This window comes from Roseivivax halotolerans (assembly GCF_900115815.1).
Lineage (GTDB): Bacteria > Pseudomonadota > Alphaproteobacteria > Rhodobacterales > Rhodobacteraceae > Roseivivax > Roseivivax halotolerans.
Genome location: NZ_FOXV01000005.1, coordinates 131,415 through 145,300 on the forward strand (window position 1 = coordinate 131,415; position 13,886 = coordinate 145,300).

Genomic DNA, 13,886 nt, shown 5'->3' on the forward strand with positions numbered 1-13,886 from the left:
GACGAAGATTTCCTTAAGCGGATTGGTGGTGCGTCGCGTGTTCCATCGCTTCGGACGCCGCATCGAGCGCCAGAAGGATCGAGGCGTGGCGGTTCTTGTAGGCCGCGGCGGGGCGCAGCACCTCAAGCCCGTCAAAGGGGGCAGGCGGTGTCGGTCCGTCCGTTTTCAGCATTGCCTTGAGCGCGTCCCTTGCCGCCGTGACCTCGACCTCGCTGCGCCCGATGATCGCATCGCCAACGACTGCGGCGGCCGCCTGACCGAGCGCGCAGGCCTTCACATCCTGGGCGTAGTCAACGACCCGGCCGTCCTCGACCTTGAGATCCACCGTCACCGTCGATCCGCACAGGGGCGATCGCTTTTTCACAGTCGCATCCGGCGCGTCGAGCCGGCCCGTCCGCGGGATATCGGCGGCGAGCGCAAGAATGCGATCGGAATAGAGTTTGATAAGATCCTGTTCGGCCGACATGGCTTTCCCTTTCACGCTTGTCCTCATAGATAGGGGCGGCAACGGCTGCTGCAAAAGGGTTTTTTCCCATGTCCTTCGATCCTCAGACCTTGGTCTATGATGCAAACGGTCTCGTGCCGGCGATCGCGCAGGATGCAGCGACCGAGGAAGTGCTCATGATGGCGTGGATGAACGCGGAGGCCGTGGCGAAAACGCTTGAAAGCGGGCGTGTAACCTATTGGTCTCGTTCAAGGAAATCTTTTTGGGTCAAAGGCGAAAGCTCCGGCCACGTGCAAGAGCTGGTCGAGATGCGCGTCGATTGCGACCGTGACTGCATTCTGGTGCGGGTGCGACAAACCGGCCCGGCCTGTCACACCAACCGCCGAAGCTGCTTTTACACGGCGATCCGCGATGGCGACGAGGTCGAGATCATGGAGCCGATGGTCCCGTGACTCTAGGAGCTTACAGGCCTAACTTCGCGCGAATATCCTGGGGGCTGAGTCCGCTGTCGCGGTAGGTGCGGATCGCGCGAGCATCGTCGCGTTTGGCGAGGCGCTTGCCGGTGTCGTCGCGGATCAGCCGGTGATGCAGGTATCTTGGCGAGGCAAGTCCGAGAAGGCGTTGAAGAACAACATGAATCCGGGTTGCCTCGAACAGATCTCGTCCACGCACGACGTCGGTCACACCTTGCGCTGCGTCGTCGAGCACCACGGACAGATGATAGGACGTGCCCATGTCGCGTCTTGCGAGAACGACATCGCCGATCTCCGAGACAAGAGCTTCGGGCGAAATCCCGATCTCGCCGGTTTCATCGCCGGGGCTTCCGCCGCACTCGACAAATGAAAGCCGTTCTGGGCCAATGCGTTGCATCGCACGCCGCATGTCGAGGCGGAGCGCGGTCTCGCGGGGTCTAACGCCTGTCGGCAGCTCGCCCGGCCGGCAGGTTCCCGGATAGACGAGCCCGTCCGGCCCCAAGCGCGGCACGCCTTCCTGCGGTGCGGAGGCTGCCTCCTGGATGTCGCGGCGCGAGCAGGAGCAGGGATAGAGAAGGCCCATGTCCCAGAGCCTGTCGAGCGCCGCTTCATAGGCAGGTTGGCGATCCGACTGCCGCATCACGGGCTCGGGCCAAGTCAGTCCCAACCAGTTCAGATCCTCATAAATCTGCGCTTCCCATTCGGGCCGGGCGCGTTGCCGGTCGATATCCTCGATCCGGATGAGGAAGGTGCCGCCCTGCTTGCGCGCCAGATCGAACGCAAGACAGGCAGAGTAGGCGTGGCCGAGATGCAGCGGCCCCGTGGGCGACGGCGCGAAGCGGGTGATCAGACCCGCGCGCTCACTCCTCGCGGCCATAGCGGCGCGCGCGGCGCTCTTCGCCCGACTGGTAGATCAGGATCCATGCGAGCAGGATGAACATCGGATGCGTCAGGCCGCCGGAGAACAGGATCGCGGGAATCCAGATCACGAAAACGATGATCGACGTGAAAATCCGACCCGTCAGCAGGATCGAAAGAGGCGGTAGAAAAAGGGCGAGCACGTAGTTCATCGGGTCACTCCGCCGCAGTCGCTATGGTCTGGGTGCCGAGCCAGCCCTGCCAGGCTTCCTTTGCCCGGTCGGTATAGGCCTTGTAGCGGTCGCGCCGTCCGCGCCGCCCGCCCTTGACGCCCTCAAGCGGGCGGAAAAGGCCAAAGTTCACGTTCATCGGCTGGAACGTCTTGGCCTCTGCACCGCCGGTGATGTGGTGAACGAGTGCACCATGCGCGCTGTCTTGGGGCACGCTCGGCAGCTCTTGCCCGAGGATCTCAGCCGCAGCCATACGGCCCGCGAGAAGACCCATTGCGGCGGATTCCACGTAGCCCTCGACCCCGGTGATTTGCCCGGCGAAACGGATATTCGGCTGTGTTCTGAGGCGCATCCGCTCGTCGAGCAGCGTCGGCGAGTTGAGGAAGGTGTTCCGGTGGATCCCGCCGAGCCGCGCGAAAGACGCGTTCTCGAGGCCGGGGATCATCCGCAACACCTCTTTCTGCGCGCCGTATTTCATCTTGGTCTGGAAGCCGACGATATTGAAGAGCGTTCCCAGGGCGTTGTCCCGGCGAAGCTGCACGACGGCCCAGGGTTTCACGTCCGGCTCGTGCGGGTTGGTCAGCCCGACAGGCTTCATCGGGCCGTGGCGCAACGTCTCCCGTCCCCGTTCTGCCATGACCTCGATCGGCAGGCAGCCGTCGAAATAGCCGGCAGTCTCACCTTCGTGGAACTCCGTCTTGTCGGCGGCCAGAAGCGCGTCGATGAAGGCCTCGTAGGTCTCTTTGTCCATAGGGCAGTTGAGATAGGCGCGCTGTTCTTCCTCGGTCTCGCCCTTGTCGTAGCGCGACTGCATCCAGGCCTTCGACATGTCGATCGTATCGGCATAGACGATGGGCGCGATGGCGTCGAAGAAAGCGAGGCTTTCGGTGCCGGTGGCGCGCGCGATCGCCTGGCCGAGCCCGTCCGAGGTCAAGGGGCCGGTCGCCATGATCCACTGCCCGTCCTGCGGCAGCTCGGAGATTTCCTCGTAGCTCACTTCGATATTGGGATGGGCGTTCAGTTGCGCGGTGATCTCTTCGGAGAACGGCTCGCGGTCGACCGCCAGCGCGCCGCCAGCCGGCAGGCGGTGGCGATAGGCGGTGGAGATCACGAGGCCGCCCGCTTCCTTCATCTCCCAGTGGAGAAGGCCCACGGCATTCTGTTCATGATCGTCCGAGCGGAAGGAATTGGAGCAGACCATCTCGCCGAGCTTGCCCGTCTTGTGGGCAAAGGTCTCCACCTTGGGGCGCATCTCGTGGATCACCACCGAGACGCCCATATTCGCCGCCTGCCATGCGGCCTCGGACCCGGCCATGCCGCCGCCCACGATATGCAACTTATCCGTCATGCCGCCCAGATAGGGATTCGATCCGCGTTTGTCACTCCTGCGACCAGGCGGGCGTGCGCTTTTCGAGAAAGGCTTTGATGCCTTCCTCGGTATCGCGGTCGAGCATGTTTTCGACCATCACCGCGCCCGTATATTCGTAAGCCTCCGCGAGCGGCAGCTCGATCTGGCGATAGAACGCCTCTTTGCCGGTTCGAACCGCCGAGCCGAGCTTGGCGGCCACTGTCTGCGCGAGCTCGTCCGTCGTCTCGGAGAGCGCGTTCGCGGGCGCGACACGGTTGATAAGCCCAAGCTCCTGCGCGCGCGCCGCTTCGACGAACGCGCCGGTCGTCAGCATCTCGAAGGCGTGCTTCCGCGGGATGTTGCGCGAGAGAGCCACCATCGGGGTGGAGCAGAAAAGCCCTATATTCACGCCGTTGACGCCGAATTTCGTGCCTTCGGCGGCAACCGCCATGTCGCAACTTGCCACGAGCTGACAGCCCGCTGCGGCCGCAAGTCCGTGCACCTCGGCGATGACCGGCTGGGGCAGGTGGATCACCTTCTGCATCATCTCGGCGCAGCGATCGAAGAGATCCTTAAACGCGGCGCGTCCCTTGTCTTGAGTCTCGCGCGCGGCGGTCATCTCTTTAAGGTCATGCCCCGCGCAGAACGCCCGGCCCGCGCCTTTCAGCACGACGACGCGCACGCTTCGATCATTGGCGATGCGATCGAACTCTTCCACAAGAGCTGCGATCATCGCGTCCGAGAGCGGGTTCAATCGCTCGGGTGCGTTCAGCGTCAGATGTGCAACCGCGCCTTTGTCGTCACGTAACAGATGCGACATGCTTGCCCTCCTCATTCCCGCGCGTCAGCCTACGCGCGAGTGGAGCGGAAGAAAACGGGGGAGACGACACTCCGATGACGATCAAGGTGACAGCGGAAGAGATGGGCCCCTTCCTCGACGAGGTCTTCCCGCAAGTCAGAGGCATGTTCGGGATCGACCGCCTCGACGAGGATCTTCTCGTGATGCGGCTTTTCGCCAATGAACGGCATCTGCGTCCCGGCGGGACGGTTTCGGGCCCGGCGATGTTCGGTCTGGCCGATGTCGCAGCCTATGTGGCGACGATGGCGCGGATCGGGAAGGAGGCGCTGGCGGTCACGACCAATTGCTCCATCGATTTCATGCGAAAGCCCGAAGCCGGCCGGGACGTGCTGGCTGAATGCCGTGTTCTGAAGCTTGGCCGGGTGCTCAGCGTCTGTGATGTGCTGCTTTATTCCGAGGGTGCGCCGGAGCCGGTCGCGCGGGCGAATCTGACCTATTCCCTGCCGCCGAAGCCCTGAGCCAAAAAAAAGGCCGAGCACAAAGCTCGGCCGAAGTCCAACAGGGAGGTATGAAGATGATGCGCGTCTGACCGCGCCATCGACATACTGGGCAATTAATGAGCAGTTTTGAGTCGTTCAAGCCAGATTGTGCCGCACCTGCAACATGGCCGTTATGCGCTTTTCACATAGCGGGCCGGTCAGCCGGTGCCCATCTGCTGCCGCGTCTTGCGATGGGCGAAAATCTCGTCCTGAACGAAATCGCGGAAGGCTTCTATCCTCTTGGAATGGCGCAGTTCCTCGGGATAGGCGAGGAAAACCGGCACATCGTTTGACTCCACGTCAGGCAGGACTCGGACGATGGAGGGGAAATCCTCTATGATGTAATCCGGCAACACCCCGATCCCGAGGTTGGAGATGACCGCCTGTAGAACGCCGAAGTAATTGTTCACCGAAAGCGTGGTTCTGATGTCGTAGGTCAAGAGCTCCTGCACGAGGTTCAGGCCCGCCGAAACCTGCGCCGAGCGGGTGTTCTGGCAGATGAGCCGATGCTGGCTCATGTCCTCCAGCGTCTCGGGCGTGCCATTGGCGGCGAGATAATCGGGCGATGCGTAGAGCCGCATCCGGATGTTCATCAGCCGCTTGCGAATGAGGTCTGCCTGCGAGGGCTCTTTCATGCGGATCGCAACATCGGCCTCGCGCATGGGCAGGTCGAGCACGCGTTCCTCCAGCATGAGGTCGATATTGAGCTCGGGATACTTGTCATAAAGCTTCGACAGGCGCGGTGCGAGCCAGAGCGAGCCGAAACCCGTCGTGGTCGTCACGCGCAATTCGCCGAAGACCTCTTCCTCGCTGTCGCGGATACGCGCGGTGGCCGCGTCGATCCGTTTGACCATCGCGACCGTCGCATCGAAGAGCAATTCGCCCTGTTCGGTGAGAATCAGTCCACGCGCATGTCGGTGAAACAAGGTCGTATCGAGCGCCTCTTCGAGCCCGCGGATCTGCCGCGACACGGCCGATTGCGACAGGTGAAGCGCATCGCCCGCATGCGTGAGGCTGCCAGCGTCGGCAACGGCGTGAAAGATTCTGAGTTTATCCCAATCCATGGCGGTCTCTTTCTTCCCTGTCCAAGCACCTACGCAAAACTATGTGAAAGGTTAAGCATCTTGCTGCCCAAGCTCCGGATAAATCCGCAATTTGCCTATGCAGGTCAGCTCATTTGACCTAAAATTCAAGTATTGGCGGCAGCATTTAGCGACGGGAGGCGCAAAATGTCGAAGCAGGAAATTTCCCTCGACGACCGGTTCGACCTCGAAAAGAACCAGGTTCTCTTGAATGGCACGCAGGCGCTGGTTCGGCTGATGCTGACGCAATCGGCGCGTGATCGCGCGGCAGGTCTGAATACCGCAGGCTACGTCACCGGCTATCGCGGCTCGCCGCTCGGTGCGGTCGATTTGCAGATGAACCGCGCCGCAAAGCACCTTGCCGGGGCGAACGTCTTGTTCCGCGAGGGCCTCAACGAGGATCTCGCCGCCACGCAACTCTGGGGCAGCCAGCAGGCCGAGCTTCGGGGTGAGGGCAAGTATGACGGGGTTTTCGGCCTCTGGTACGGCAAGGGGCCGGGCGTCGACCGATCGGGCGACGTAATGCGCCACGCGAACATGGCGGGTACCTCGAAACATGGCGGCGTCCTCATGGCGATGGGGGACGACCACACCGGCGAATCCTCGACCGTTCTGCATCAGTCCGAATGGGCGCTCGTCGATGCCTACATGCCGGTCGTGTCGCCCGCGGGCGTGCAGGAAATTCTCGACTACGGCATCTACGGCTATGCGCTGTCGCGCTTTTCGGGTCTGTGGGTCGGGCTCAAGACGATGAAGGACACCGTGGAGGCGACGGCGGTCGTCGATGGGCGCCCGGACCGAATGCAGCTCGCGCTTCCGGGCGATTTCGACATGCCTGAAGGCGGCCTCAACATCCGCCTTGGCGATACGCCGCACCTGCAAGAGGCGCGGATGATCGATTTCAAGCGCTATGCCGCCGAGGCGTTCAGCCACGCCAACCGCATGGACAAGCGCGTCTGGGGCAAGCCCGGAGCCAAGATCGGCCTTGTCGCCGCCGGCAAGAACTGGCTCGATCTGACCCACGCCCTGACGCTTCTCGGGATCGATGAGGCGGAGGCAGAGCGGCTCGGCATCACCACCTACAAGGTCGGCCAGACCTTCCCGCTGGACATGAAGGGCTTTCACGATTGGGCCGAGGATCTCGAGCTCATCGTCATCGTGGAGGAGAAGCGCAAGCTCATCGAGGTTCAGGTCAAGGAGGCGATTTTCGACGATCGCCGGGGCCGCCGTGTCTATGGCTGGTACAAGGGCGGCGCGGGCGGGATGCACCGAGAAGAGCTGTTCCCGACCCGAGGCGCGCTCGATCCTGTCTGGATCGCGGAGAAGCTGGGCGGCATCCTGATCGAGGAAGGGCGCGGCACGGACGCGGTGAAGGCAGGGCTGTCGAAACTCGACGAGGCCCGCCGCGCCGACAATGCCGAGGAGATCGCGGCGCGGCTGCCTTATTATTGCTCGGGCTGTCCGCACAACACTTCGACCAAGGTGCCCGACGGCAGCCGCGGCTATGCCGGGATCGGCTGTCATTACATGGTCCAGTGGATGGACCGGAATACCGAAGGCTTCACCCATATGGGGGCGGAAGGCGCGAACTGGATCGGCGAGGCACCGTTCTCCAAGACGGAACACGTCTTCCAGAATCTCGGCGACGGCACGTACAACCATTCGGGCGTGCAGGCGATCCGCGCCGCGCTCGCGGCCGGCACCAACATCACCTACAAGATCCTTTACAACGACGCCGTCGCCATGACGGGCGGGCAGAAGAACGAGGGTGGGCTGACACCCGACCGCATCGCCCGCGAACTCGAGGCAATGGGCGTGCCGCGGATCGAGGTCGTGTTCGACGAGAAGGAAGAACCCCGGCGCGAGGACTTCCCCGGTTCCGTCGGCTGGCATCCCCGCCGCGATCTTGACGCGGTGCAGAAGGAACTCCGCGACGTGGCGGGCGTCTCCGCCATCATCTACGTGCAGACCTGTGCCGCCGAGAAACGCCGCCGCCGCAAGCGCGGCCTCTTTCCCGATCCCGATACCCGCGTTTTCATCAACACCGATGTCTGCGAAGGCTGCGGCGATTGCGGCGTGCAGTCGAACTGCGTCTCCATCGTCCCGAAAGAGACGGAGTTCGGGCGCAAACGCGCGATCGACCAGTCGTCCTGCAACAAGGATTATTCCTGCCTGCGCGGCTTCTGCCCGTCTTTCGTGACGCTGACCGGTGCAGAGCCCAAGGTGGGCGGCGGCACCGGGATCGACCTGCCGGACCTGCCCGAGCCGCAAATCCCCGAGATCGACAAGACGTGGAACATGGTCATCACCGGCGTCGGCGGCACCGGCGTCGTGACGGTCGGCGCGGTGCTCGCCCAGGCCGCGCAGATCGCAGGCAAGGGCGCGGGCATGATGGAGATGGCGGGCCTCGCCCAGAAGGGCGGGGCGGTGCACATCCACTTGCGGATCGCCGAGAGACCGGACGATATCTCCGCGATCCGCGTTGCGACCGGCGAAGCCGACGCGCTGATCGGCGGCGACCTTGTCGTGAGTGCCGGTTCGAAGACGCTCGGCCTCACGCGCACGGGCCGTACCGGCGCCATCGTGAACAGCCATGAAATCATCACCGGCGACTTCACCCGCGATACCGAGTTCGCGCTGCCCGCCGACAGGCTACGCCTTGCGCTCGAGCGGCGCATGAAAGAGCGGGCGGTCTTCTTCGATGCGACCGATCTCGCCCGCGTCGTTATGGGCGATTCGATCTTCTCGAACACGATGATCCTCGGGGCGGCCTGGCAGATGGGCCTCGTGCCGCTGCCGCATGATGCGATCGAACAGGCGATGCGGCTGAACGGAGCGGCGGTCGAAAAGAACCTGCGCGCTTTCGAGATCGGTCGCTGGGCCGCTTTGCACCCCGAGGAGGCGGCGAACATGGTCGCTCCCAAGGTCTTGCAGAAGCCGAAGACGCTCGATGAACGGATCGAGGCGCGCGCCGAGCACTTGACTGCCTACCAGTCCAAGCGTCTCGCCCGGCGCTACCGCAACCTCGTGGACAGCGTCGAGGATCCGGGTCTCAAGGAAGCCGTCGCCAAGGGCTATCACAAGGTCCTCTCCTACAAGGACGAATACGAGGTCGCGCGCCTTCACCTTGCCACCCGCGAGAAAGCCCGCGAGGAATTCGGTGGCGATTTCAAGATGACCTTCCATCTCGCTCCGCCGCTTTTGTCGAAGGAAGGCTCGGACGGCCGCCCGCGCAAGAAATCCTTCGGCGAGGGGCTGACCCGCGCCTTCGGCCCCCTTGCGCGGCTCAAGTTCCTTCGCGGCACGCCGTTCGATCCCTTCGGCCGCTCCGAAGAACGCCGCTCCGAGCGCGCGCTCATCCGCCAATACGAGGCCGACATGGCCGAATGGCTGCCCAAGGCCACGCCCGAACGGAAGGACGCGCTGAGCGCGCTCGCAGAGCTTCCCCTCTCGGTGCGCGGCTTCGGCCCTGTGAAGGCGGCGAACCTCGCCAAGGCCGAAAAGCGCCGCGAGGAGATCCTCGCCTCGCTGAGATCGGGTGGCGAGGGCTTGCGAAAGGCCGCCGAATAAGCGCCCTGCTGTCGCGGCGGGACCATCCGCCGCGGCAGCGTGTCGCCTTCGGGGCAGCGCTTTTGTCATCTCCTCGTTACATATCCGTTGCATGAGAACGCCCACCACCGGGCCCGGGCATGAAGGACGGACCGACCGTGAAGGCCGAAAGACAGGTCGCGCGCGACATCAGCTATTCCTATTCCGCGCAAAGCCGCCCCGGCCGCGCGCTCATTCGCCTGATGGAGAACGCCACAGGCCGGGTGCGCCTCATCAAGCGTGTGCGCGGCTATGAAGGCGATGTCGCGAACGGCGCGGATTTCTGGCAGGTGATGGTCGACCGCTACGGTCTGAAGCTCGATATCGTCGGCGGCACTCTCGAGAATATCCCCGCCTCAGGGCCGCTCGTCGTCGTGGCGAACCATCCCTACGGCATCCTCGACGGGCTCATCCTTGGCCATCTTCTCTCGTTGCGGCGCGGCGATTTCCGCATCCTCGCCCACAAGGTCTTCCGCAAGGCGTCCGATCTCGACCGGGTGATCCTGCCGGTCAATTTCGACGAGACGAAAGAGGCAGTCGCGGAGAATGTCTCCGTCCGCAAGGAAGCCTTGCGCTATCTTGGCCAGGGCGGCGCGATCGGCATCTTTCCGGGCGGCACCGTCTCTACCAGCCTCACGCCGTTCGCGCGGCCGATGGATCCCGGCTGGCGCAGCTTCACCGCCCGGATGATCGCCAAGTCCGGCGCGACCGTCGTTCCGGTCTATTTCGATGGCGCGAACTCGCGCCTCTTCCAGCTTGCGAGCCATCTTCACACCACGCTGCGGATGGGCCTTCTGATCCGGGAATTCCGCCGCCGGGTCGATAAACCCGTGCGGATCGTGATCGGCGCTCCGATCCCGGCAAGCGAGATTGCCGCCCGCGCCTCGGATGCGCGCGGGATGATGGATTTCCTTCGCAAATCCACCTATGAGCTGTCCCCGACACCGCTCGTTCCCGATTTGCCGGGCTACGAGTTCGAGGAAAAACACCGCGCACGGACCCGCCACTAGGCCGGTATCGTCGCGGATGAGGGCAGGGAGCGGCCGATGGCCATAGGCGTCTTCGATTCGGGGCTGGGCGGCCTCACCGTGCTCGACGCGCTGCAAAAGCGTCTGCCCGACCAGCCCTTCGTCTATCTCGGCGACAATGCCAACGCGCCTTACGGCGTGCGCGACGCCGGCGCGATCTACGATCTGACGACGCGCGGGGTCGAGCGGCTCTGGGCGGAAGGGTGCGATCTGGTCATCCTGGCCTGTAACACCGCCTCTGCCGCGGCGTTGCGGCGGATGCAGGAGACGTGGATTCCACGCGACAAGCGGGTGCTCGGCGTCTTCGTGCCGCTGATCGAGGCTCTGACAGAACGGCAATGGGGCGACAATTCTCCGCCGCGCGAAGTCGCCATCAATTCCGTCGCGCTCTTTGCGACGCCGGCCACCGTCCGGAGCCGTGCCTTCCAGCGCGAATTGAGCTTCCGCGCAGTGGGCGTCGACGTCGAGGCGCAGGCTTGCGGCGGGCTGGTCGATGCGATCGAGGAAGGCGACATGATCCTCGCCGAGGCGCTGGTGCGTAGTCATGTCGATGCGCTCAAGCGCAAGATGCCCGAACCCGACGCCGCGATTCTCGGCTGCACGCATTACCCGCTCATGGAAGAGATCTTCCGTGAGGCGCTGGGTCCGGACGTGTCGGTCTATTCCCAACCGTCGGTCGTCTCCGAAAGCCTTGCGGACTATCTCGCCCGGCACCCCGAGATGACCGGACCGGGCACCGCCTCGCGCTTCTTCACCACGGGCGATCCCGCGCGCGTCTCGGGCCAGGTGACGCAGTTTCTCCGACGATCGATCGCCTTCGAGCCCGCCTGATCCAACGACCTCCGCCCCCACGAAAGGGAGCCCCGCCATGACCAAGAATATCGCCATCATCGGAGCCTCGGGCTATACCGGCGCCGAACTGATCCGCCTCATCGCCACACATCCAGACCTCGAGATCGCCGCCCTGGCCGCCAATTCCAAGGCGGGCCAGGAGATGGCGCAAGTCTTCCCGCATCTGCGGCATCTGGAGCTGCCCCGCCTCGTCACCTGGGAAGAGATCGACTTTTCCGGCATCGACCTATGCTTCTGCGCGCTGCCGCACAAAACGAGCCAAGAAGTCATCTCGCAGCTGCCCGGCCATCTGAAGATCGTTGATCTGTCGGCCGATTTCAGGCTCCGCGATCCGGCGGAATACAAGCGCTGGTACGGCAACGATCACGCCGCGCCCGAGCTTCAGAAAGAGGCGGTCTACGGTCTGACCGAGTTTTACCGCCGCGAGATCGCGAAGGCGCGCATCGTCGCCGGGACGGGCTGCAATGCGGCGACCGGCCAGTACGTCCTGCGCCCCCTGATCTCGGCCTCGGTGATCGGGCTCGACGATATCATCCTCGATCTGCAATGCGGTGTGTCGGGGGCCGGGCGCTCGCTCAAGGAGAACCTCCTCCATGCCGAGCTCTCCGAAAGCACGAATGCCTACGGGGTCGGCGGCACCCATCGGCATCTGGGCGAGTTCGACCAGGAGTTCTCGCAGCTCGCGGGCCGCGAGGTCCGAATCCAATTCACTCCGCATCTCGCGCCCATGAACCGCGGCATTCTCGCCACCGCGTACCTTTCAGGCGATCCCGCCGCGATCCACGACGCACTGGCGACTGCATATGCGGACGAGCCGTTCCTCGAAGTCCTACCGATGGGCGAGACGCCCTCGACCCATCACGTGCGGGGCTCGAATTTCTGCCATATCGGTGTTGTCGCGGACCGCATCCCGGGCCGCGCAATCGTTGTGGCGGCGCTCGATAACCTGACCAAGGGGTCCTCGGGGCAGGCTCTCCAGAACGCGAACCTGATGCTCGATCTTCCCGAGTCGACGGGCCTCATGCTCGCGCCCTGCTTCCCCTGAGGCGCGCGCCCCTGTCTTTGGGTTGGCGAAAATACCGGCGGGGGTGAATTCGGGGCCAAAGGCCCCGAAGAGGGGGCAGCAAGCCCCCTTCGCGCGCTATCCTTCCAGCGCGGCGACGATCCCGGCGAGGGCCGTTCCCGGATCGTCGGTGCGCCAGATCTCCTCGCCGACCGAGACGAAATCGACGACCGGCGCGAGATCGCGCGCGACCTCGGCGGTGATGCCGCCTTCGGCCACGACCGGCACCTCGATCATCTCGGACCACCAGGCGAAAAGATCGCGCTCCGCAAGCGATCCGTCGCCAAGCGCGCCGCCCGAGACCGGGCCGAAGCTCACGTAATCGGCCCCGCCTTCGCCCGCGTTCATGCCGTCATGGCGCGACGTGCCGCAGAACGCGCCAACGATGGCGTCCAGCCCCAGCTCCTTGCGCGCCGCGCGCACCGATCGCGCGCCGTCGGTCAGGTGCACCCCGTCAAGGCCGAGCCGGTCGGCCAGAACGACATGCGTGTCGATCACGAGCGCTACGTCGAACGCGTGAGCGATCTCGCGGATGGCGTCGGCCGCGCGCATCAGCACGTCCTCGTCGCGCGTTGCAAGCGACAGGCGCAGACAGGCGATCTCTTGCGCCTCGAGCACCGCGGACAGCGTCTCGGGAAAGCGCATGAGGTCGATTTCGGGCGGGGTGACGAGGTAGATTTGCGGGCGGTCGCTCTCGGCCATTTCGCGCGCTCCTTCAGGATGTTGGGGCCTCATACAGAATGCTGCGGCAAAGGACCAGACGGTCTCGCGCGCGCTTGCGGGCCAAGGGCCGAGGGCGTAAGTCCCGTCCCATGTCCAGTGACCTGCCGCAGCCCGCCTATGTCCTTGTCTCGCCCCAGATGGGTGAGAATATCGGCGCGGCCGCGCGCGCGATGTGGAATTTCGGGCTCGACCGCATGCGCCTTGTCGCCCCGCGCGACGGCTGGCCGAACCCGAAGGCCGTCGCGATGGCCAGCGGGGCAGGCCGGCTTCTCGATGACGCGCAACTCTTCGGCGCCACGCAGGACGCGGTCGCCGATGCCGATTTCGTTCTGGCAACGACGGCGCGCCCGCGCGGGCTGACGAAACCCGTCTACTCGCCCGAGGCGGCGATGCGCGAGCTTGCAGAGCGCAGCGCGCAAGGTCAGAAGGTCGCGGTGCTGTTCGGGCCCGAGCGCGCCGGGCTCGAGAATGACGATATCGCCATTGCGAACGGCATCATCTCCGTCCCGGTGAACCCCGATTTCCCCTCGCTCAACCTGGCCCAGTGTGTCCTGCTGACCGCCTATGAATGGCGGCGTGCCTCTGCGGAGGTGACAGAGCTGACCACGGCGATGGGCGGCACGGAATGGGCCAACCAGGCGGAGGTCGCCGCGTTGTCGCGTCATTACGAAGAGCGCATGGAAGAGGCGGGCTTCTTCTTCCCGGACCACAAGGCCGAAGGCATGAAGCGCAACCTGAGGAATCTCTGGTCGCGGATGCCGCTCACGCGCTCCGACGTGCAGACCTTCCACGGCATCCTGCGGCAAATGGTGCGCTGGAAAGACCGGGGCGGCTGACTTGAAGCGGGACTGCCCCGCG

Annotated in this window: 14 protein-coding genes; 7 read left to right on the forward strand and 7 right to left on the reverse strand. The window is 64.4% G+C overall.

Features of this window, described 5'->3' with window-relative positions:
- Positions 1 to 13: 13 nt before the first annotated feature.
- Complete coding sequence (locus BM171_RS08940; RefSeq protein WP_093010773.1) at positions 14 to 466, reverse strand: iron-sulfur cluster assembly scaffold protein; 453 nt, start codon at positions 464 to 466, stop codon at positions 14 to 16.
- 68 nt (positions 467 to 534) lie between these two features.
- On the opposite strand from BM171_RS08940, the gene hisI reads away from it, so the two are divergent.
- On the forward strand, positions 535 to 897 hold the full coding sequence (hisI, locus tag BM171_RS08945) for a phosphoribosyl-AMP cyclohydrolase (RefSeq protein WP_093010775.1): 363 nt from the start codon (positions 535 to 537) through the stop codon (positions 895 to 897).
- A 10-nt stretch (positions 898 to 907) separates the two neighbouring features.
- On the opposite strand, the gene gluQRS is transcribed toward hisI, so the two are convergent.
- The 4 genes from gluQRS to BM171_RS08965 are packed head-to-tail and all read right to left on the reverse strand — an operon-like array spanning position 908 to position 4,174.
- Positions 908 to 1,795, reverse strand: a complete 888-nt coding sequence (gene gluQRS, locus BM171_RS08950; protein WP_093010777.1) for a tRNA glutamyl-Q(34) synthetase GluQRS — start codon at positions 1,793 to 1,795, stop codon at positions 908 to 910.
- The gene (locus tag BM171_RS08955; RefSeq protein WP_093010779.1) at positions 1,779 to 1,988 is read right to left on the reverse strand and encodes a hypothetical protein; all 210 of its coding nucleotides are present in this window, start codon (positions 1,986 to 1,988) and stop codon (positions 1,779 to 1,781) included. The genes gluQRS and BM171_RS08955 overlap by 17 nt, the downstream gene beginning before the upstream one ends.
- A 4-nt stretch (positions 1,989 to 1,992) precedes the next feature.
- Positions 1,993 to 3,354 carry a methylenetetrahydrofolate--tRNA-(uracil(54)-C(5))-methyltransferase (FADH(2)-oxidizing) TrmFO gene (gene trmFO / locus BM171_RS08960; RefSeq protein ID WP_093010781.1) on the reverse strand — a complete coding sequence of 454 codons (1,362 nt, stop codon included), beginning with the start codon at positions 3,352 to 3,354 and terminating at the stop codon, positions 1,993 to 1,995.
- Between the two features lie 31 nt (positions 3,355 to 3,385).
- A complete protein-coding gene (locus BM171_RS08965; RefSeq protein WP_093010783.1) occupies positions 3,386 to 4,174 on the reverse strand; it encodes an enoyl-CoA hydratase in 789 nt (262 codons plus the stop codon).
- Positions 4,175 to 4,248: 74 nt separating this feature from the next.
- Between BM171_RS08965 and BM171_RS08970 the strand changes: the two genes are divergently transcribed.
- Entirely contained in the window at positions 4,249 to 4,671 is a 423-nt protein-coding gene (locus tag BM171_RS08970; RefSeq protein WP_093010785.1) for a PaaI family thioesterase, read from the forward strand.
- Positions 4,672 to 4,850: 179 nt separating this feature from the next.
- On the opposite strand, the gene BM171_RS08975 is transcribed toward BM171_RS08970, so the two are convergent.
- Positions 4,851 to 5,756 carry a LysR family transcriptional regulator gene (locus BM171_RS08975; protein ID WP_093010787.1) on the reverse strand — a complete coding sequence of 302 codons (906 nt, stop codon included), beginning with the start codon at positions 5,754 to 5,756 and terminating at the stop codon, positions 4,851 to 4,853.
- A gap of 165 nt (positions 5,757 to 5,921) precedes the next feature.
- Here BM171_RS08975 and BM171_RS08980 point away from each other — a divergent pair, with 165 nt between their 5' ends.
- The 4 genes from BM171_RS08980 (at position 5,922) to argC (ending at position 12,287) form a co-directional block, all read left to right on the forward strand.
- On the forward strand, positions 5,922 to 9,344 hold the full coding sequence (locus tag BM171_RS08980) for an indolepyruvate ferredoxin oxidoreductase family protein (RefSeq protein WP_093010789.1): 3,423 nt from the start codon (positions 5,922 to 5,924) through the stop codon (positions 9,342 to 9,344).
- Positions 9,345 to 9,463: 119 nt separating this feature from the next.
- A complete protein-coding gene (locus BM171_RS08985; RefSeq protein ID WP_425438941.1) occupies positions 9,464 to 10,372 on the forward strand; it encodes a lysophospholipid acyltransferase family protein in 909 nt (302 codons plus the stop codon).
- Between the two features lie 36 nt (positions 10,373 to 10,408).
- Positions 10,409 to 11,221, forward strand: a complete 813-nt coding sequence (locus BM171_RS08990) for a glutamate racemase (RefSeq protein ID WP_093010791.1) — start codon at positions 10,409 to 10,411, stop codon at positions 11,219 to 11,221.
- A gap of 37 nt (positions 11,222 to 11,258) precedes the next feature.
- The gene (gene argC, locus BM171_RS08995) at positions 11,259 to 12,287 is read left to right on the forward strand and encodes an N-acetyl-gamma-glutamyl-phosphate reductase (RefSeq protein WP_093010793.1); all 1,029 of its coding nucleotides are present in this window, start codon (positions 11,259 to 11,261) and stop codon (positions 12,285 to 12,287) included.
- A 96-nt stretch (positions 12,288 to 12,383) separates the two neighbouring features.
- On the opposite strand, the gene BM171_RS09000 is transcribed toward argC, so the two are convergent.
- The gene (locus BM171_RS09000) at positions 12,384 to 13,007 is read right to left on the reverse strand and encodes a thiamine phosphate synthase (protein WP_093010795.1); all 624 of its coding nucleotides are present in this window, start codon (positions 13,005 to 13,007) and stop codon (positions 12,384 to 12,386) included.
- Positions 13,008 to 13,117: 110 nt separating this feature from the next.
- On the opposite strand from BM171_RS09000, the gene BM171_RS09005 reads away from it, so the two are divergent.
- Positions 13,118 to 13,864, forward strand: coding sequence for an RNA methyltransferase (locus BM171_RS09005; RefSeq protein WP_093010797.1), 747 nt, complete (start codon positions 13,118 to 13,120; stop codon positions 13,862 to 13,864).
- Positions 13,865 to 13,886 lie beyond the last annotated feature (22 nt).

Excerpts from the sequence above, each read along its gene's own strand:
- BM171_RS08940 (WP_093010773.1), bottom strand. The coding sequence starts at position 466 with ATGTCGGCCGAACAGGATCTTATCAAACTCTATTCCGATCGCATTCTT.
- hisI (WP_093010775.1), top strand. The coding sequence starts at position 535 with ATGTCCTTCGATCCTCAGACCTTGGTCTATGATGCAAACGGTCTCGTG.
- gluQRS (WP_093010777.1), bottom strand. The coding sequence starts at position 1,795 with ATGGCCGCGAGGAGTGAGCGCGCGGGTCTGATCACCCGCTTCGCGCCG.
- BM171_RS08955 (WP_093010779.1), bottom strand. The coding sequence starts at position 1,988 with ATGAACTACGTGCTCGCCCTTTTTCTACCGCCTCTTTCGATCCTGCTG.
- trmFO (WP_093010781.1), bottom strand. The coding sequence starts at position 3,354 with ATGACGGATAAGTTGCATATCGTGGGCGGCGGCATGGCCGGGTCCGAG.
- BM171_RS08965 (WP_093010783.1), bottom strand. The coding sequence starts at position 4,174 with ATGTCGCATCTGTTACGTGACGACAAAGGCGCGGTTGCACATCTGACG.
- BM171_RS08970 (WP_093010785.1), top strand. The coding sequence starts at position 4,249 with ATGACGATCAAGGTGACAGCGGAAGAGATGGGCCCCTTCCTCGACGAG.
- BM171_RS08975 (WP_093010787.1), bottom strand. The coding sequence starts at position 5,756 with ATGGATTGGGATAAACTCAGAATCTTTCACGCCGTTGCCGACGCTGGC.
- BM171_RS08980 (WP_093010789.1), top strand. The coding sequence starts at position 5,922 with ATGTCGAAGCAGGAAATTTCCCTCGACGACCGGTTCGACCTCGAAAAG.
- BM171_RS08985 (WP_425438941.1), top strand. The coding sequence starts at position 9,464 with ATGAAGGACGGACCGACCGTGAAGGCCGAAAGACAGGTCGCGCGCGAC.
- BM171_RS08990 (WP_093010791.1), top strand. The coding sequence starts at position 10,409 with ATGGCCATAGGCGTCTTCGATTCGGGGCTGGGCGGCCTCACCGTGCTC.
- argC (WP_093010793.1), top strand. The coding sequence starts at position 11,259 with ATGACCAAGAATATCGCCATCATCGGAGCCTCGGGCTATACCGGCGCC.
- BM171_RS09000 (WP_093010795.1), bottom strand. The coding sequence starts at position 13,007 with ATGGCCGAGAGCGACCGCCCGCAAATCTACCTCGTCACCCCGCCCGAA.
- BM171_RS09005 (WP_093010797.1), top strand. The coding sequence starts at position 13,118 with ATGTCCAGTGACCTGCCGCAGCCCGCCTATGTCCTTGTCTCGCCCCAG.